Here is a 19,434-nt window from a genome sequence, read left to right as displayed (position 1 = left end):
ACTTTATTTGATGAATTTTAATAACTATGCGATTTTATCGCATCAGTACTAGACACAAAACATGAAACATTATCGTCTTGTAGCGTTATCGCTATTCGCCATCGCCCTGACTTGCTTCTCTTGTCAGGAAGACGACAACCTGCCCAGCCAGAAACCGGGCACACAGACTGGCGTAAACACCAACGCCAACGCCACCAACGTAAACCCAAACTACGGACGTTTGGAGTTTCCACGTCTGAAAACAGGAGGAAACAACCTTGTGTTGGTGCACTCCGTAGACAACTACGGCGTGAACTTCGCCGTGGAATGGGACTGCGACAAGAAGGCGCAACGATGGACTTGCTACCAGCTCAACTCCATCAACAGCGTGAAGAACTGGAACCGCAAAAACTGGGAAAAGACCGAATGGGGAGGCGACCCGTTCCAAGAGGACACCACCATACCACAGCAATACCGCACCACACTGGCCGACTACAGATCGTCGGGCTACGACCGCGGACACATCTGCCCATCGGCCGACCGCCTCAACTCAAAGGAGGCCAACGAGCAGACCTATTACCTCAGCAACATCCAGCCGCAGAAAAGAGGGTTTAACACGGGAGTGTGGCTGACCATGGAGGGCGCGCTGCGCAACACTTGGAACACCAACAACTACCGCGACGTGCTCTACATCTGCAAGGGCGGAACCATCGACAAGAGCAGCCAGATAGCTGGCTACACCTCGAAGAGTAAGCTCATCGTGCCCAAATACTACTTCACGGCTATCCTCTCGGTAAAGAACGGAAAGTACCACGCACTCGGACTGTGGTTTGAGCACAAGTCGAACGAAGACACCAAGCTCCGCAACTACGCCGTAACCATCGACCGATTGGAGAAGCTTACCGGCATCGACTTCTTCTGCAACCTGCCCGACGCCATCGAGAACGAGGTGGAAGCGAAGATCGACCTCAAATGGTGGGGCTTGTAAAAGGCCATTCGCTCGCCCACTCCACATAGGGCAAGAACCAACACAAACAAAGGAGGCAAACACCTGTCGATGGTGTTTGCCTCCTTTGTTTGTGTTGGCCCAATGTCTGACATGCAAGAGCCGACGGCTTGTCTAAGAGCAGGCAATGCCATATATGGCTAAAGCCGATGACTCGTCTGACAGGAGCCAACCGTATGTTTGATAAGCCCAAATCGGTCATTAGATTTCAATTCTTGTTAGTGTTTGTTTCGAGCAGGTTGCGACAGTCGCGTTGAAGGCATAGCGGGCTATGGCGAAACGCGAATGGAAGCAAGATGCCGAAAGAAACGCTGACAAGAGTTGGAAAGAATCAATAACAAACTACCATTTTACCTATTTCGGTCTAATGACCGATTTGGGGTAAGAACCGAAGCGTGGGATTAGCGCATTACGAGCTTCAGCTTCACGGCCTTGCGACCATCGCTCGTGGGCTGTGCCGCCTTGGCGTTGCTGTCGCCCTTGTAGCGCTCAAACCAGAAGTCGTCGACCTCACCGCCATCGGCAGCCCAAAGGTAGCCTGTAAAGGTGCGGTTGTCGAGGTTCAGGTCGTCATAATCGATGGTCATCACATAGTCGCTCGTTGTGCCATCGCTATGCTTCTCCTTGTAAGTAAGGTAAATAGTGCCGTTGTTGGGATCGATGTACCATGTGAAATTGCGGGTGAAAGGCTCATCGGCGATATACTGCTTGCCCCACTTGTCGTAGTAGATCTCATAGTCATATTGTGTTCCCGTACCACTGATGCTCTGGCGGTTATACTGCTTAAACTCGATGTCGGTGCTGTAGAGGATGCTGTCGATGGCCACACCGGCCGAGTCTATTTGGTAAGCCATCAGCTCGCCACGCCACTGTCCGGCCAGCGTCTGCGCCATGCTCACACAGAAATCCTCATCGTCGTCTTCATCCGGACGGTTGTTGGGGCGATAATCGCCACCATAGTCGTAATCGCCATACCAGTAAGGATCATTATCGCCACAGCTGGTCAGCACCATGGGCAACGCCAGCAACATAGCCACCCATATCATCTTCATTGTTTTCATATTGCGCATCTTGATTTAGTTGTTGTTAATTCGGTTCGTTACATTCCTCACTGGCTCTGCGTTCGCTACTCACTCCTGGGTTCTGAAAACCCTCATGGGCTTGGCGTCGCCCGAGGCAGCACGCACTCCGGGTGCGGGCTTGGCGTAATAGCCTGTACGATAGTCGTAACCGTAATCGTAGTCGTTCCAGTTGGGCGATGAGGTGTGGTTCATGCGGAACTTGACTTTCGTGTCATCATAATAGATGGTTCCGTCGAAGTAGTTGTCGTCGAGACGGTAGTTGGCGATCTCAACGTACGTGTCTTCCTCCATGAGGTGGATGCGGATCACACCACCGCGCACCTTCCACTCGGTGTGGTTGGCCACGTAGCGCCAAGGGGCGTCGCCAGCGTAGTGATCTATCCAATAACCCGTTCCCGAACTGTATCGGTAGGGATCCTGCACGAAGCAGAGTTCCGTGTAAGTGGCGTCGTAGGTGTATCCGTCGTAAACGGAGCTCACATACATGTTGCCCCTCCACGTGCCTTCGAGCGTGTAAGCTATGTCGTAATCCTCGTCGCACGAGGTGAGCGTCAGCGCCATCATGGCCACCAAGGCCATCGTCATGAGAGTAGAAAGCTTTTTCATAATCAAATCGTTTTAAGTTTCCTTAATGTTATATGCTGCAAAAATAGTTAATCCCTATGGCATTTGCAAGCCATAACCTCCTATTCTTTCGGGGGAAATCCCTATTCGTTAAGGGGAAAACACGACCGCAACGCTGCTTCAAGCAGCACCAACCCATTGAAACCTTGTTCACATGTGCCACTATTTTGGCCTAAATATCATTAAATCTTGAAAAAACAACCCTCCATTCGGGGCTATCTCCTCCTATTTTAGTAAATTTGCATACAGAACATAAAACGGAATAATACAACATAACAAACCAAAGGATATAAAAAATGAGAACTGTTTACGAGTTTTCGGTCAAAGACCGCAAGGGTAACAACGTGTCGCTCCGCGAGTATGCCAACGAGGTGCTCCTCATCGTCAACACGGCCACAAAGTGCGGTTTCACCCCCACCTACACTGAGTTGGAAGCACTCTACGAGAAATATCATTCACAAGGCTTCGAGGTTCTCGACTTCCCCTGCAACCAGTTTGGGCAGCAGGCACCAGGAACCGACGAGTCGATCCACCAGTTCTGTAAGCTCACCTACGGCACCGAATTCTCACGTTTCAAGAAGGTCAAGGTCAACGGCGACGACGCAGCCCCCCTGTTCAAGTTCCTCAAGGAGCAGAAGGGATTCGCTGGCTTCGACATGACCAACGAGATTGCACCGGTACTCGTGGATCTGCTCGACAAGGCCGACCCCAACTGGCGCGAGACACCAGACATCAAGTGGAACTTCACCAAATTCCTCGTCAACAAGAAGGGACAAGTGGTGAAACGCTATGAGCCCACAGAGAAAATAGAAAACATCGCCAAGGACGTGGAAGAACTCCTGGCATAACCATAAACACTCATCAACACTACCATGGAACACACAAAGTGCCTCATCATCGGCAGCGGGCCCGCTGGTTACACAGCAGCCATCTATGCCGGACGCGCCAACCTCAGCCCCATCGAGTACTGCGGCATACAAACGGGCGGACAGCTCACGCAAACCACCATCGTGGAGAACTTCCCCGGATACCCTGAGGGTGTCGACGCCAACCAAATGATGATGGAAATCAGGCAGCAGGCCGAACGCTTCGGAGCCGACATCCGCGACGGCATCATCACCGATGTGGACCTCACCAAGCGCCCCTATGTGGTCACTACCGACCGTGGCGAGCAGGTGGAGGCCGACACCATCATCATCGCAACTGGCGCATCGGCCAAGTATTTAGGCCTGGACGACGAGAAGAAATACAACGGACAGGGCGTTTCGGCCTGTGCCACCTGCGACGGATTCTTCTATCGCAAGAAGGTCGTGGCTGTAGTGGGCGGTGGTGACACAGCCTGCGAGGAAGCCAACTATCTGGCTGGCCTATGCCAAAAGGTCTATATGATTGTGCGCAAACCTTTCCTGCGCGCCTCCGACATCATGCGCAAACGCGTGGAGGAGAACCCCAAGATCGAGATTCTCTACGAAACCAACACACTGGGCCTTTATGGCGAGAATGGTGTGGAGGGCGCTCATCTCGTGTGGCGTAAGGGTGAGGCCGATGAGAAGCGCTACGACCTGCCCATCGACGGTTTCTTCCTGGCCATCGGCCACAAGCCCAACACCGACATCTTCCGTGGCAAGCTCGACATGGACGAGGTGGGCTACATCAAGACGCAAGGCGCATCACCCCGCACCAACGTGGAGGGCGTGTTTGCGGCAGGCGACTGCGCCGACCCTTCATACCGACAGGCCATCGTGGCCGCCGCTTCGGGCTGCAAGGCTGCCCTTGAGGCTCAGTGGTTTCTCAATCGATAACCCTTAGCCTGCTCTCACGTAAGCAACGGTAGCGAAACGCTTATCCGAAGGCTAACGCCGTAAGACACCAACATTGTAAGAAACATACCAACCATAAAAGAGGCGACAACTTATCGGGGCATCACCCCGACTATTGTCGCCTCTTTCATAGAATCTCGCCTACATCCCATCCCACCGGTTTCAATCCGCCAACACATAAGGGAAGCTTCGTTCCACACATGCTTTATGGAGAAAGGAATGGCGCACAACACATGCGCAACATTCCACTCCTTGCCATGATTTATAAGCGGCGATAACGCAATCGGTGTCGGATTTATCGCTATTAAACTATAGATTGCTAATCGATTACCCGTTTATTGTTTTTTTATTCGATGCCCCCGACAGCAGCCATAAACCGGCAAAGGTCAGCGCTCCGTTGAGCATCAACAGCTCATAGCCAAACTGATAGCCGGTAGTGCGAGCCACAACATCGTTCAAGACATAGCAAACGATGGGTGAGGCAACGGCCACATAAGGCACCACCCGGTCGTTGACGCTTCGTTTTGTGAGCAGTCCGTAGGCAAAAAGTCCCAACAACGGACCGTAGGTATACGAGCAAAGAATGTAGATAGCGTCGATAACACTGGTGGAATTCACCACACGGAAGGCTAAGATAAACAGAGCAAACACCACGGCTATGCCCAGGTGGGCGCGCTTGCGAAGGCACTCATCGTCCTTACGTCCGCGAATATCTACGCAATAACTGGTGGTCAAAGAGGTGAGCGCTGAGTCAGCACTGCTGAACGATGCGGCCACAATGCCCACCGTAAAGAGCACCACCACCACTGAGCCCAACCGCCCCGTGGCAGCAAACATGGGAAGCAGTTCGTCGCCTGCCTGCGGCAACGCCACACCCTGGCGCTGCGCCAGCAGCATGAGCAACACACCAAGGCACATAAACAACAGGTTGGCCGGCACAAAGGCAAAACCATAGGTACACATGTCTTTCTGAGCATCGCGCAAGGTCTTGCAGGTCAGGTTCTTCTGCATCATGTCCTGATCGAGGCCCGTCATCACTATCACGATGAACACACCACTAAGGAATTGCTTCCAGAAGTTTTGCTTCGACACCCAGTCGTCGAACACAAACATCCGCGAATGGCTATCGGCAGCCACAGCCGAGAGCGCCTCAGGCAACGTCATGCCCAAAGCGCCCACCACATGAACGATGATGAGCGCCAAGGCACCAAACATGCAAAGGGTCTGGAAGGTATCGGTCCACACGAGTGTTTTCACGCCGCCACGACGGGTGTAAAACCAGATTAGCGCCACCATGACCACCACTGTCAGGGGAAAGGGAACGCCATATGCGTCGAGCACAAACCGTTGTAGGATGATGCATACCACATAAAACCGGACGGCGGCGCCCGTCATCTTCGACACGAGAAAGAACCAAGCGCCTGTCTTATACGACCGAAGGCCCAAGCGTTGGCCCAAGTAAGTGTAGATGGTGGTGAGGTTCAGCTTGTAATAAATGGGCAGCAACAGGAAGGCCACGGCAAAATATCCAAGGATAAAACCCAAGCAAGTCTGCACGTAGGTCATCTGAATGTTCATCACCATACCGGGAACCGACACAAAGGTGACGCCCGAAATCGATGCGCCCACCATGCCAAACGCTACCATATACCAAGGCGAACGGCGATTGGCCCGATAGAAAGTGTCGTTGCTCGACCGACGGGCCGTAAGCCGACTCATGACGAACAACGCACAGAAATAAAGTATGACGGTAATCAATATGTCCATAACAAATGCTATTTTACACTCCCCACGCGCTCACTCCTGTCGCTCCATGCCGCGCAATACACCCACAGCCTCGGCCACAGAGGGGATGTTCCTCACCTGGATAAGGCGGTGACCACGCACGTCCCTGAACTGGCAACGGCGCGGATTGGCCATGACATACTTGATGATTCGGCCGAAAGCCTTGCTCTGATAGAACGGACTGTCTTGCTGAGAGACAAACTGCAGGTTCATCACACCTTGCCGGAGCGCTATCTTTTCGCATCCAAGGCGCTTGCCTATGCGACGTAGCGTTACCACCTGCATCAGCTCCTCACCCTCGTGAGGCACCGGTCCGAAGCGGTCTATCAGGCGCTGGCGATAGGCGTCGAGCGCCTCATCGCGGTCGATATTGTCGAGTTCGCGGTAAAGCAACATACGCTCGGCGCTTCCGGGAACATAGGTTTCGGGGAAATACATCTCCAAATCGCTGTCGACAGCACAGTCTTCCACAAACTCATCGCCTGAGATTTCCTTTCCTTGGGCAATGTCTTGCGCATAAAGATCAGCAAACTCATCGTTCTTCAACTCGGTCACAGCCTGGTTGAGAATCTTCTGATAGGTCTCATATCCCAGGTCTTCCATGAAGCCACTCTGCTCCGCTCCCAGGAGGTTCCCGGCTCCTCGGATGTCAAGGTCCTGCATGGCCAAGTTGAAGCCGCTGCCCAATTCCGAGAAGGTTTCCAAGGCCTCCAAGCGGCGACGGGCCTCAGGGGTAAGCACGCTACGCGGCGGCGCCATGAGGTAACAGAACGCCTTGCGGTTGCTTCGGCCCACACGGCCACGCATCTGATGGAGGTCCGACAGTCCGAAATGGTGGGCGTCGTTGATGATAATGGTGTTGGCATTGGATATGTCGATACCATTCTCCACGATGGTGGTGGATAGCAGCACATCGTAATCGTAATTGATGAACCCCATAATGATCTCCTCCAGCTTCTCCGGAGGCATCTGACCGTGGCCTATCGCCACGCGGGCGTCGGGCACATACTTATGGATTATCTCCTCGATATGTTGCAAGCCGGCAATGCGATCGCTCACGAAATACACCTGTCCGTTGCGGCTCATCTCGAAGCTGATGGCGTCGGCGATGACACTTCCCTCAAAGGTGCACAATTCCGTATGGATGGGATAACGGTTGGGAGGCGGCGTGCGGATGATGCTCATGTCGCGTGCGCCCATCAGCGAGAACTGCAATGTGCGTGGGATGGGCGTAGCCGACATGGTCAAGGTATCGACGTTGGTCTTCAGCTTACGCAGCTTCTCCTTGGTCGATACGCCAAACTTCTGCTCCTCGTCGATGATGAGCAGTCCCAGGTCGTGCCACGCAACGGTCTTTCCCAGCAACTTATGCGTTCCCACCAAGATATCGACCTTTCCACTCTCAAGGTCGGCCAGCACCTGCTTGGTTTGCTTAGCCGAACGGGCACGGGATAGGTAATCGACCCTGACAGGGAAGTCCTTGAGGCGCGAACGGAACGTTTGGTAGTGTTGATAGGCCAACACCGTCGTTGGCACCAGCACAGCCACCTGCTTCGAGTCGCACGCCGCCTTGAATGCCGCACGCACGGCAATCTCTGTCTTTCCAAAGCCCACGTCGCCACACACGAGGCGATCCATGGGTTGGGCGCGCTCCATATCGGCCTTCACCTCTTGCGTGGTGCGCAACTGGTCGGGCGTGTCCTCATACAGGAAACTGGCTTCCAGCTCATGCTGCATGAAGTTGTCGGGCGAGAAAGCGTACCCTTTCTCGTGGCGTCGCTTTGCGTAAAGCCGAATGAGGTCGCGGGCAATGTCCTTGATTTTCTTCTTCGTCTTCTCCTTCAGACGCTCCCAGGCACCTGTGCCCAGCGTGCTCAAGCGGGGCGGTTCGCCCGTGTCGCTACGTCGATACTTAGAAATCTTATAGAGCGAATGGATGGACACGTCCACCTTGTCGTTGTTCTGATAGATGATACGGATAACCTCTTGATAGGTGCCATCGGGTGTAGGCACACGTACCAAGCCACCAAACTTACCGATACCCAAGTCCACATGCACGATGTAATCGCCAGGCTCCATCTCCTGCAACTCCTTCATGGTCAGGGCCATCTTACCTGCCCGTGCGCTGTCCGACTTGAGATTGTACTTATGGAAACGGTCGAAGATTTGGTGATCGGTAAAGAAACAAGCCCGCAGATCGCTGTCGGCGAATCCCTCGTGCACCGTTTTGCTCACAGGAATGAAGGTAATCGCCGTCCGCTGAGCGTTCGAATGCGAGCGTTCAAGGTCGGATCCCGTCTCATCGAAGATATCTTTCAGGCGCTGTTGTTGCTTGGCGCTGTCGGCCAAGATGTAAATCTTATACCCCTGCAACAGGTAGTCTTCGAGAGCTTTGCGCAGCAAGTCGAAGTTCTTATGGAACAGAGGTTGCGGCGTGGTATGGAACGTCAGGCGGATGCTTTCGCCTGTGGACACGGCGCCCATGAGGTCCTGTGGACTCTGATTGGCTACCGATGGCCCAAAGAACACGTGCTGGAAGCGAGCGGCATTGCGCATGAAACGCGCCGACGTACAGAGGTTCATATCGCGCGTCATGTCGCGTTGTATCTGCGCTTGCTCCATCTCCGTGGCTCCCTCCAGACGCTCGGTGAGTGCCTGCGAGGAGAATCCTTCATTGTAAATGCGCTCCACGGTGTCGCGAACAAACGTCAGGTCTTTCATCACCAACAAGGCGTCGTCGGGCAAAAACTCCAGGAAGGGCACCTTCTCAGTGGTCAACGATGCCAACTCGGGCACAATTTCCACCTCCGTCTTGCGGTCTTTCGACAACTGATCTTCCACGGTAAACGTGCGTATGGTGTCCACCTCGTCGCCAAAGAAGTCGATACGGAAAGGCAACTCGCTGGAGAACGAATACACGTCGAGGATGCTACCACGCATGGCAAACTGCCCCGGTTCGTACACATAGTCGACCTCCTTGAATCCCAGGTCGCGCAAACGATGCGCCAGATCGGTGATCTCAATGGTTTGGTTGGCCTTCAGCGACACACGGCGCTCATCGAGATGGGTTTGCGAAACCACCAGTTCGGCAATGGCTTCTGGGTAAGTAACAATCAACAGGGGTTTCCTATCGCCCGTCTTTTTCTCATCGGTCGATGTGACATGTGCTGCCACCTTGGCCAGCACCTCAGTGCGCAGGATGCCGTTGGCGGCGTCGCGCTGACCATATTTCACGGCACGCCGATAACTCGAAGGAAAGAAAAGGGGTTCGTAGGGCAACGCTTCCGAAACGCCATTTGACTTCGGAGAGCCTGCCACCTCCTTCGAACTCATGGTCGAAACCGCCTTGGCGCCATCTTCAGAAGCCTGCTTTCCACCAGCCAGCGATGGTTTTGGGGCCTCCTCGGCGGCTTTCGTCCCACCACCCGATGCACCTTGTTTGGCCACCATAGGCATGGCGCCAGGCACCGTCTGGTCGTTGAGATCATTAAAAAAATAGCCAGCTTCATCAGCGTCGGACAAGACAAACACGGTGTCGCGACGCAAACGCTTGGCCACAGCGCCAAAGAAAATGGGGGCGGCAGAGGCCAATAGTCCCTGCAGGAAAACGTCTCTCACCGATTTGTTTTCCAGGGACTTGAGCATGGCACCCGCCTGAGGCAGGGTGCCATATAGTTTCAGAATGTCTTGTAAGTTCAATTCTTTATCTTTGGATATTTACGGAACCATCCGTCGAGCCTGAGCCTCATGACGCCGAAGAGCGCCTCGCTGAAGATGCCACCGCTCATCTTGCTCGTTCCTTCCTTGCGGTTGACGAAGACCACCGAGACCTCCTTGATCTTGAATCCGATGCGGTAGGCGGTGTATTTCATCTCAATCTGGAAGGCGTATCCCTTGAATCGGATCTTGTCGAACTCAAGAGTCTTGAGCACGCGACGGCGATAGCAGACAAATCCTGCCGTGGTGTCGTTCACGCTAATGCCTGTGACGAAGCGCACATACTTGGAAGCAAAATAGCTCATCAATACGCGCCCCATGGGCCAATTGACCACATTCACACCCGTGATGTAGCGCGATCCCACCGACACATCAGCGCCCTCGTCGTGGCAAGCGGCGTAAAGGCGCGGCAGGTCGTTAGGATTGTGACTGAAATCGGCGTCCATCTCGAAGATGAACTCATAGTCGCGCTCCAACGCCCACTTAAATCCGGCAATATAGGCGGTGCCGAGCCCCAGCTTTCCGGTGCGCTCCACGAGGAACAACCGATCGGCAAACTCGTCGCGCATCAACCGTTTCACGATGTCGGCGGTGCCATCAGGACTGCCGTCATCGATGACGAGGATGTGGAAACACTTCTCCAACGAGAATACCGCACGGACAATCTTTTCCATGTTCTCTTTCTCGTTGTATGTAGGAATGATAACTATCGAATCACTTGTATGCATAGCAATTGGTTAGGTTTTACTTGTTAGGATGCACGTCGACAGACGTTCCTTTCTTGCAAAAGTATAAAATTAAGAAGGAAGCGCCAAGGATTTAGCATGGAAAATAGGGCTTTTTACCACTTTTTACCATCCATTGGCAACCGCGATATTACTGGTCGCGGTTTTCCACATAGCCTTGGTACTCGGGCGTCAGGCCGTCCATGATAGCCTGATAGCACGTATCCTCCATTTCCTTCTCAAACTCACGGCCCTGTCCTTTCTGCTCAATGGGCTTGTGGATGGTGAGGGTCAGCGGGTGCCACTCCACCCAATGCCAGTCGCGCATGCGTGGCATGACATCGAAGGAGCCATTGATGGTCAGTGGGCAAACAGGCAGTTGCAACTCGTCGGCCAGCATAAATGCGCCACGACGGAACTTGCCCATGTGGCCCGTGAACGACCGTGCGCCTTCGGGAAAGACCACCAACGACATGCCGTCGCGCAACACCTTGCGCGCCTCATCGTACGTAGCCTTGATCTTCGACACGCCACTACGGTCCACGAAGATGTGGTGGGCATACTGGCAAGCCATCCCAACGAAGGGCACCTTACGCAGCGACCGCTTCATCATCCACTTGAAGTTGCGGTTGAGGAAACCATAAATCAGGAAGATGTCGAACGCTCCCTGATGGTTGGCCACAAAGACATACGACTGACCTTTGCGCAGGTTCTCGCGCCCTTCCACCTTCACGGGCAGGAACAGTAGGGCCACAATGAAGCGCGACCAGCACTTACCGGGATAATAGCCCCAGAAGTGACCGTTGCCCAAGAGGCAGCCGACAACCGTTACCAAGGCCGTCAAAATCGATGCCAACAGGAATAGTGGCAACACGACACAAAGCTGATAAAGACGATAAATGTACTTCATTATTTTGTTTTATGTAAGGTAATCACTACTATTTCAGGCGAGATGCCAAATCGGAATGGCACCAATCCCCCGAGTCCCGACGACACAAAGAGTTGGCTTTCGCCCCGCTCGTAATGGCCATAGTCCTCAGCGTAGACCCAACGTGTGGGGCGCCATCCGAAGACCGACATCTGCCCACCATGCGTATGGCCGCTAAGCGTGAGCGCCACCCGCTTCGTAGGTACGATGGTTGCATCCCATGCGGCCGGGTTATGCTGCAACATGATGGTGAAAGCCTGCCGCCCCACCCCATGCATGGTCTTTTCAAAATTGGCGCTGTCGGGGTCGCCATAGTTTTGTTCGCCAGCTATGACGATGGAATCTTGCCCCCGTCGCAAGACAACATGCTCGTTGAGCAGCACGCGCCAACCACATCTCCGTTGCTGGGCGATGGTCTCCGCTCGGTTGGCCGCTTCCACAGCGGGCGAAGCATGCACATACTTGCTATAGTCGTGGTTGCCCAACACCGACATCACACCATCGCGTGCCTTCAGCGAAGCCAGCAACCCGCTCACGGGATAGAGCTCCTGCGGCTGTGCGTTTTGCAAGTCGCCGGTAAACACGATGAGGTCGGGCCGCTGCGCATTGATGCTATCGAGATCGCGCTTCAGCAAGCCCACGTTGCGCGCTTCGAGCGTTCCCACATGGGCATCGGTAAACTGCACGATGCGGTATCCCTCGAAAGCGTCCGGCAGATTGTCGAAATAGAGGTCGACGCGCCTCACCTCCAGCTTGTCGATTCCTACCGCAAAGCCATAGGCCAGCACATACCAGTTGCCCAGGATGAGCACCACGGCCAACAGATTTCCCCAGTTGCGGTGGCCTCCCGTCAGTCGGCAGCACACAAATCCCACCCCTGAGCACAAGGCGAAAAGCACCTTAGGCACCACCACGAGCCCAATGAGAACCATGAAGACGTTGACCCACATGAGGTCGTCGGGCACGAAGTTGCGTATGGTAGCCAGCGCCACTGCATAGCCCAAGAGCAGCACACCCGGCATCCACCACAACGCCCGCATCCACCACCGACAGTTGGGATGTCGCCGACGATAGTGCCAATCGATGTAGAGATCCGACAGCACAATGGACAATACGATAGGTATGATGATTCTTGCTATCATAACAGGTGGCGCAATCTATGCGCTACGTTGGGAGTTTTTCTATTGTATGGTTAAACGATATATTGTGTGCGACGGGATGTTGTCTATAATATAAGGTGATGGCTCGTCTGCTATGTCCACCCGCTTTGTCATCCTCGCTTCAGCAAACTGCCACTGAGGAAGCGTCGCATCAGTTCGACGGGCACTCCTCGGCGACGCGCATAGTCGCGCAGCTGGTCCTCGCCAATCTTCCCCAAGTCGAAGTATCGCGCCTTGGGATGTGCGAACATGAACCCCGACACCGAGGCGTGGGGCTGCATCATGCCGGTCTCCGTGAGGTGGATGCCTATCTGCTTCATGCCGATGAGGTCTGAGAGCAGGAAGTTGACGCTTGTGTCGGGCAGCGAGGGATAGCCCACGGCGGGGCGTATGCCTTGGTAACGCTCGGCGTGAAGGTCGTCCATCGACAGGTTCTCCTCGGGCGCATAGCCCCAGTAATGTCGCCTTACCTGCAAGTGCATGAGTTCGGCTGTGGCCTCAGCAAGTCGGTCGGCGAGCACTTGCGAGAGCATGCGCTGGTAAACATCATCGCTCCCTTCGCGCTCCATACTGGGCTCCACGGTAGTGGCAAAGGCCCCCACCCTGTCGGCCTTGCCCGACGACAAGGGCCTCACAAAGTCGGCCAGGCAGAGGTCGGGCTGCCCATCGGCGCATGCGTGTTGCTGCCTGAGCAAGGGGATGCGCACGCCTCCCATCACCAAGTCGTCGCCATCGCCATTGGCTTCCATGACGTCGAACACCGCCAGGGTGTGGTATCGTCCCTCCCAACTGTCGAGCACTTGGTTGGCGTCGTCCACGATCCGCTCCTTCTCACTTTCGGGCTTTCCATTGAGGCTCCACGCATGGAAGAAGTAGATCCAGTTGATATAGGGCCTGACCTCATGGATGTCGTAGGTCAACCTCACGCGTTCTCCTTTCCCTCCCCACTTTCTGGGAGTCGGAATCGGATGGCTTCGCCGTGATACTGGCTGTCGAAGGCGCCCTCGTCGAGCACCACATGTCCGTTGCAAAGGGTCTTCGCGACGCGCCAATCGTAGCGCTGCCCCAGCATAGGGCTCCATCCACACTTGCTCTGTATCACCTCTTTGGTCACCGTCCAGGGGTCGTGTGGCCTGACGATGGCTATGTCGGCCTTGTATCCTGGGCGCAGGAATCCACGCTTGCTGACCTCAAACAGTCGGGCGGGATTGTGGCACATGAGCTTCACCAATTGGGTGAGGGTGAGCACCCCCTCGTCGACCAGCGCCAACATTGTTACCAACGAGAACTGCACCATGGGCATTCCCGATGCTGCCTTTGCGCATCCGCCCTGCTTGTCCTTGAGCTGGTGGGGCGCATGGTCGGTTCCGATGGTGGTGATACGCCCATCGACGAGCGCCTTTCGGAGCGCCTCGCGGTCCTCGGGGCGCTTGATGGCGGGGTTGCACTTGATGAGCGCTCCCTTCTCCTGATAGTCGAGATGCGAGAACCAAAGGTGGGCTATGACGGCCTCGGCCGTTATCTGGGGCAATGGGCTTGTGGGCTCATCGCTTGCGGGTTCAAACAGCTGGAGCTCCTTTTCGGTAGTGACGTGGGCCACATGGAGGCGCGTACCAAACTGGCGCGCCAGGTTGACGGCGAGCGCCGAGCTCTCGTAACAAGCCTCCTCGGAGCGTATGAGCGGGTGCAGCATGATGGGTGGGTCGTCGCCATAGGCCTCTTTCATGCGCTTCATGTTCTCGTTGATGAGCGTCGAATCCTCACAATGCGTCATCACGGGCAGGCCCAAGGCGGCACAGGTCTTGAACACCTCGATGAGCGACCCGAGCTTATCCACCAGCATACCTCCCGTGGAGGCGCCCATAAACAGCTTGATGCCTGGCAGCCGGGTCTTGTCGAGTTTGGAGTAATCGGCCACGTTATCGCTCGTGGCGCCATAGTGGAAAGCGTAGTTGACGTGGCTTTCCTCGTGCCCGCGCCGCATCTTGTCGTCCCACGCCCCTTGCGTGGTGGTTTGCGGAACGGTGTTGGGCATATCGAAGAACGACGTCACACCGCCATAGGCGGCCGCCCTCGACTCACACTCGATGTCGGCCTTGTCGGTCAGTCCGGGCTCACGGAAGTGCACATGACTGTCGATCACGCCGGGCAACACAAAACACCCCGTGGCATCCAATCGGTTGTCGAAGATGCCACGGGGTGTTTCCTTTCCTTTCACGACCTCCACGATGCGGTCGTCCTCAATGATTACGGAGCCTTCGAATATCTCGCCTTCGTTGACGATCTGGCCTCCACCAATGATAGTTCTCATTGCTATATGGGTTTGTGCGAGCCTTTCGGCGCTATTGGCCCGAGGCGCTTCTAAACCTCGCGCCCGCTTGGCTCGCCTTGAATAATCATTCCGTTTGAGCAGCAGCCTCGCCCCATTATTGTTTCGGGGCGGCCATTTGCGCGGGCGTAGGCCCGTCCTGAGGTGGCGCCACCTGCTGCATGGGCGCCTGTGCCGGCATATCCTTCATGCCGTTCATGATGTTCTGGTTTTCCTGCGCGGCTTGGTAATACTCCTTCACCTGCGGGTCGTTCTTGAACTTTTCCGTGGCCTTGCTCATGATGTCCTCGATCCAAGCGTCGAGCATAGGCACCTCATAGCGGTTGATGCATGTGTTGATAAACACGTAGGGACCCAGCACGTTGTCGAAGTTATCGGTGATAAACGAGGTGACGAGCTTGTCCATCTTCGCGTTGATCTCGGCGTCCTCACGCGCCAATCGGGCGTTAACCACCTCCATGTCGCTACCGTTCATGATGGCCTGGTCGTGCTTATGCACCAGCTCAACGCTTTGGTTGGTGAGCTGCGTGAACTTGCTTCTGAAATCCGACAACTTCTCGTTGAGCGGTGTTCCGGTGACACTCTCCTGTGTGTTGTCGATCTTCACCTGTATGTCGCCGCTCTCGAGCACCACGGGCAGTCCGCTTGTCTCGTTGAGGAAGATGGTTCCCACGCGCACCGAGTCGATGGATCCCTCAAACTGGAACTGTCCATGCACAACGTCGCACGAGTCGAGGTTTTTCAGGGTGGTGTCCTTAAACACCTTCAGGTACAACTTCTGCCCATCGAGCGTTGATACATTCGACGTTCCGTTGATGTTGAAGGTGCTGGCGCAAGAGGTGAAAGCCATCAGGCTGGCAATGGCATATAAGACTTTATTCATATAACGGTTCTGTTCAAGCAACACAAAGATACGATGTATTTAGGAAGGTTGGAAATAAATTTTAGCAATTTAAACGTATAACCTACTCTTTTATGTTTTTTTTGGAAAGTTCATGGTCGAGCCTGTGCATGGTGTACACCTCGAGCACTGCGGCGATGAGCAGCAACACCACCCACTTATTGTAGACGTAAGTGAGGTAGTCGAGATAATTGCCAAACAGGGGCTTGAAGAATCCCCACGCCGTATCGACCATGAGTATGCCCGACACCACAAAGAGGATGTCGGCCAAGCTCTGTATGTGTTTGAGGCGTCGGATGGAGAGCTCCTTGCCCTCGTAAGCCTGCATCATCTGCATGAGGGCGAACATGAAGGCTCCCAGGAGGAACACCCAGCAGACTATTTGCTGCTGCCACATAAACACGAAGCATCCTGCGCCAATGACCATGAGCGCACCGCCTACAAGAAAAACAAGTGATTGGATTTTACTGAGCTGTTTCATCGTAATCGTTGGTTTCGGCCGACTCGTCAACGCCGGGCTGGCGGTCGGTGCTGAGCACAAAGATGTCCTCGTCGTCGGCTTTCATGAAGTATCGCTCGCGCGCAATCTTCTCTATCTCCTTGTGGTTGCGCTGCACGGCGCGCAACCGCCTGACGATGGCTTCGTTCTTTTGGTTGTAGGCCTTAATCTCGTCCTTCAACTCGCTGATCTGAAGGTCGTACTTAAACCTACGCATCAAGCTGTTGTCGTCGATAAAACCGACGACAGCCACGCCCACCACAATCGTGATAAGGTACTTGTAGCGCGACAGGATGTTCAAAACGAAGTTGATCTTGCTGCTCATTCTCTTTGGTAAAAGTCGATGCAAAGTTAATGCAAATCAACGGAAAAAGCAAAAGAAATCTTTTTTTTGTTTTGCCCTTCTCGCAATTTACACTAACTTTGCAAAGAGAAATCACCATATTACACATGACTGACAACTACATTGTTTCGGCGCGCAAGTACCGCCCGATGACGTTCTCGTCGGTGGTGGGACAAGAGGCCCTGACCACCACGCTTAAGAACGCCGTGAAGAGCGGAAAGCTGGCCCACGCCTACCTGTTCTGCGGGCCGCGAGGAGTGGGCAAGACCACCTGCGCCCGCATCTTCGCCAAGGCCATCAACTGCTCATCGCCCACCGCCGACGGCGAGGCTTGCAACGAGTGTGAGAACTGCAAGGCGTTCAACGAGGGGCGCTCGATGAACATCTTTGAGCTCGACGCAGCCAGCAACAACTCGGTGGAAAACATCAAGACGCTGATGGAGCAGACCCTGATTCCGCCCCAGGTAGGCAAGTACAAGGTGTTTATCATCGACGAGGTGCACATGCTCTCCACAGCGGCCTTCAACGCTTTTCTGAAGACCCTGGAGGAGCCACCCCAGCACGTCATATTCATTCTCGCCACCACCGAGAAGCACAAGATTCTGCCCACCATCCTCTCGCGCTGCCAGATTTACGACTTTGAGCGCATGACGGTGCCCCGCATCATCGACCACCTGAAGATGGTGGCGGCGAAAGAGGGCGTCAGCTACGAGGAGGAGGCGCTCAACGTGATTGCCGAGAAGGCCGACGGCGGCATGCGCGACGCGCTGTCGATCTTCGACCAGGTGAACAGTTTCTGCCAAGGCAATGTTACCTACGAGAAGGTGCTCGAGGACCTCAACGTGCTCGACGCCGACAACTATTTCCGCATCATCGACCTGTCGCTTGAAAACAAGGTGAGCGATATCATGGTGCTGCTCGACAGCATCATTGCCAAGGGTTTCGACGCGGGCAACCTCATCAACGGACTGGCCTCGCACGTGCGCAGCGTGATGATGGCGCGCGACGCCCAAACGCTGCCCCTCCTGGAGACCAGCGAACGCCAACGCCAGCGCTACCAGGAACAGGCCAAGAAGTGCCCGCTGCCCTTCCTCTTCAAGGCGTTGAAGATCATGAACGAGTGTGACGTGAACTACCGACAGAGCAGCAACAAGCGCTTGCTGGTGGAGCTGACGCTCATTCGTGTGGCGCAGATCACGCAGCCCGACGACGATGACGCGGCGGGGGCGGGGCGCAGCCCTAAGCGTTTGAAATCCCTGTTTAAGAACCTCATGAACACCCAACCCAAAACGGCAGCGCAGGTGGCCGGGGCTGGGAAGACCCTTGCAAGGGCGGCCCAGCAAAAAGCCGCCCGCTCTACCGATGTGCCCAAGACTGAACCCGTAGCGGCCGAGGCTCCCAAGGCGGCGCCAGCGCCAACAGCCCATATCGCAGGACCGCTGGGCAACGTGCGACTCAACATCAAGGGACCGGGCAACATTACCTTCAACGACCTGAGAAGCAAACCCAAGGCACCCGACTACCTAAAGACGTTTACGCCCGACGATGGCAAGGAAACCAAGGAACAGCAGTCGGCACAGGCCGGCCAGCCGTTTACCGAGGAGCAGCTCAGCATGGAGTGGACGCTAATGTGCAACCGCATGCCGCAGCGACTGGTGGGATTGGCGGCCCGACTGAAGAACATCACGCCCCACATTACCTCCTACCCCAACATCGAAGCGGTTATCGACAACGAGATATTGCTGCAACAGGTGAACGAGATTCGGGGCAACATACGCGCCACCATGCGCAAGACGTTGCACAACGGCAGCATCGAACTGACGTTGCGCCTGGCCGAGCCTTCGGAGATGAAGCGGGTGTATACCAAGCGCGAGTTGTTCGACCATCTTCGCCAGAACAACCCGGCCATCGAGAAACTGAGGGCCGCGCTCAGTTTGGAGCTGGCATAAGTCACCACTCGGACCACATAACACGACCTACCACGCCACCGCACTTTTCCTCATCCTGGAAAGGTGCGGTGGTGTGGTTTCGGAGCCATGGGAAAGCCCCAAAATCCCCAACAATCTATAGTGAGAACTACACGTTTCTTTTCCACGAAAGAAATATTTGGCCGAAATACGCCATTCCCAGCGCATTTGCATAACACCCTGACAGTCACCACGTTGCGCTCACAATTCAATTTTTCACGCTCCACGCCCCACATTACGTCTCACCGTTTGGCATGTTTCGCACCACGATACCTACCTAACGGCAATGCGAAACATGGTCTTTTGCTACGCGAAACATGGCTTTCCGCAACGCCTTTAGGCATGTTTCGCAACGTCGTGGCTCAGAAGAGCCGCCTCAATCGCATAAAAACGCAGTTTTCGCACGCTATTTCACACCGAAAAGCATGCACAGATTTTTCAGAACTTTCTGAACATTTTGGCCTGTCGCACCTTGCGATAACAACAAAAAAAACCGACCATCGAACAGCGCGAGGGGTGCTCGCCTGCCGATCATCGGTTTTCGGAAGTGTTTTATCAAGTATTTAAGA

General features: G+C 54.7%; 16 protein-coding genes. 4 read left to right on the top strand and 12 right to left on the bottom strand.

The genetic code is table 11. The features are described 5' to 3' along the window. Window positions 1–61: 61 nt before the first annotated feature. Window positions 62–967: a DNA/RNA non-specific endonuclease gene (locus WKK33_RS10430; RefSeq protein WP_337933748.1), complete on the top strand. Its 906-nt coding sequence runs from the start codon at window positions 62–64 to the stop codon at window positions 965–967. 419 nt (window positions 968–1,386) lie between these two features. On the opposite strand, the gene WKK33_RS10425 is transcribed toward WKK33_RS10430, so the two are convergent. Continuing rightward, window positions 1,387–2,046: a hypothetical protein gene (locus WKK33_RS10425; RefSeq protein ID WP_337933746.1), complete on the bottom strand. Its 660-nt coding sequence runs from the start codon at window positions 2,044–2,046 to the stop codon at window positions 1,387–1,389. 69 nt (window positions 2,047–2,115) lie between these two features. Further along, entirely contained in the window at window positions 2,116–2,673 is a 558-nt protein-coding gene (locus WKK33_RS10420; protein ID WP_337933744.1) for a hepatitis A virus cellular receptor 1, read from the bottom strand. Between the two features lie 314 nt (window positions 2,674–2,987). Between WKK33_RS10420 and WKK33_RS10415 the strand changes: the two genes are divergently transcribed. Beyond that, entirely contained in the window at window positions 2,988–3,539 is a 552-nt protein-coding gene (locus WKK33_RS10415) for a glutathione peroxidase (protein ID WP_337933742.1), read from the top strand. A 24-nt stretch (window positions 3,540–3,563) separates the two neighbouring features. Beyond that, entirely contained in the window at window positions 3,564–4,493 is a 930-nt protein-coding gene (trxB, locus tag WKK33_RS10410; protein WP_337568484.1) for a thioredoxin-disulfide reductase, read from the top strand. 345 nt (window positions 4,494–4,838) lie between these two features. On the opposite strand, the gene WKK33_RS10405 is transcribed toward trxB, so the two are convergent. The 10 genes from WKK33_RS10405 to WKK33_RS10360 all read right to left on the bottom strand — a co-directional run bounded on the left by WKK33_RS10405 (window position 4,839) and on the right by WKK33_RS10360 (window position 16,880). Further along, a complete protein-coding gene (locus WKK33_RS10405; protein ID WP_337933740.1) occupies window positions 4,839–6,278 on the bottom strand; it encodes a sodium:solute symporter in 1,440 nt (479 codons plus the stop codon). A gap of 30 nt (window positions 6,279–6,308) precedes the next feature. Continuing rightward, complete coding sequence (mfd, locus tag WKK33_RS10400) at window positions 6,309–9,995, bottom strand: transcription-repair coupling factor (RefSeq protein ID WP_337933738.1); 3,687 nt, start codon at window positions 9,993–9,995, stop codon at window positions 6,309–6,311. Then, a complete protein-coding gene (locus WKK33_RS10395) occupies window positions 9,992–10,741 on the bottom strand; it encodes a polyprenol monophosphomannose synthase (RefSeq protein ID WP_337933737.1) in 750 nt (249 codons plus the stop codon). Before WKK33_RS10395 ends, mfd begins: the two co-directional genes overlap by 4 nt. A gap of 148 nt (window positions 10,742–10,889) precedes the next feature. After that, window positions 10,890–11,648, bottom strand: a complete 759-nt coding sequence (locus WKK33_RS10390) for a lysophospholipid acyltransferase family protein (protein ID WP_215758511.1) — start codon at window positions 11,646–11,648, stop codon at window positions 10,890–10,892. Next, window positions 11,648–12,808 (bottom strand): metallophosphoesterase, encoded by a 1,161-nt coding sequence (locus tag WKK33_RS10385; RefSeq protein WP_337933735.1) that lies wholly within the window; start codon window positions 12,806–12,808, stop codon window positions 11,648–11,650. The genes WKK33_RS10390 and WKK33_RS10385 overlap by 1 nt, the downstream gene beginning before the upstream one ends. A gap of 128 nt (window positions 12,809–12,936) precedes the next feature. Continuing rightward, a complete protein-coding gene (locus tag WKK33_RS10380) occupies window positions 12,937–13,752 on the bottom strand; it encodes a vitamin B12 dependent-methionine synthase activation domain-containing protein (RefSeq protein WP_287769117.1) in 816 nt (271 codons plus the stop codon). Then, complete coding sequence (locus WKK33_RS10375; protein ID WP_337933732.1) at window positions 13,749–15,137, bottom strand: dihydroorotase; 1,389 nt, start codon at window positions 15,135–15,137, stop codon at window positions 13,749–13,751. The genes WKK33_RS10380 and WKK33_RS10375 overlap by 4 nt, the downstream gene beginning before the upstream one ends. Window positions 15,138–15,252: 115 nt before the next feature. Next, window positions 15,253–16,038 (bottom strand): DUF4369 domain-containing protein, encoded by a 786-nt coding sequence (locus WKK33_RS10370; protein WP_337933731.1) that lies wholly within the window; start codon window positions 16,036–16,038, stop codon window positions 15,253–15,255. Between the two features lie 82 nt (window positions 16,039–16,120). Further along, complete coding sequence (locus WKK33_RS10365; protein WP_215758505.1) at window positions 16,121–16,537, bottom strand: hypothetical protein; 417 nt, start codon at window positions 16,535–16,537, stop codon at window positions 16,121–16,123. After that, complete coding sequence (locus WKK33_RS10360; RefSeq protein ID WP_215758504.1) at window positions 16,521–16,880, bottom strand: septum formation initiator family protein; 360 nt, start codon at window positions 16,878–16,880, stop codon at window positions 16,521–16,523. The genes WKK33_RS10365 and WKK33_RS10360 overlap by 17 nt, the downstream gene beginning before the upstream one ends. 125 nt (window positions 16,881–17,005) lie before the next feature. Between WKK33_RS10360 and WKK33_RS10355 the strand changes: the two genes are divergently transcribed. Next, complete coding sequence (locus WKK33_RS10355; RefSeq protein ID WP_337933728.1) at window positions 17,006–18,847, top strand: DNA polymerase III subunit gamma/tau; 1,842 nt, start codon at window positions 17,006–17,008, stop codon at window positions 18,845–18,847. Window positions 18,848–19,434: the final 587 nt, after the last annotated feature.

This window comes from Hallella sp. (assembly GCF_037460745.1).
Taxonomy (GTDB): Bacteria; Bacteroidota; Bacteroidia; order Bacteroidales; family Bacteroidaceae; genus Prevotella; species Prevotella faecis.
The sequence above is the reverse complement of the archived record's forward strand: the minus strand, read 5'-3'. Positions and strand labels throughout refer to the sequence as shown.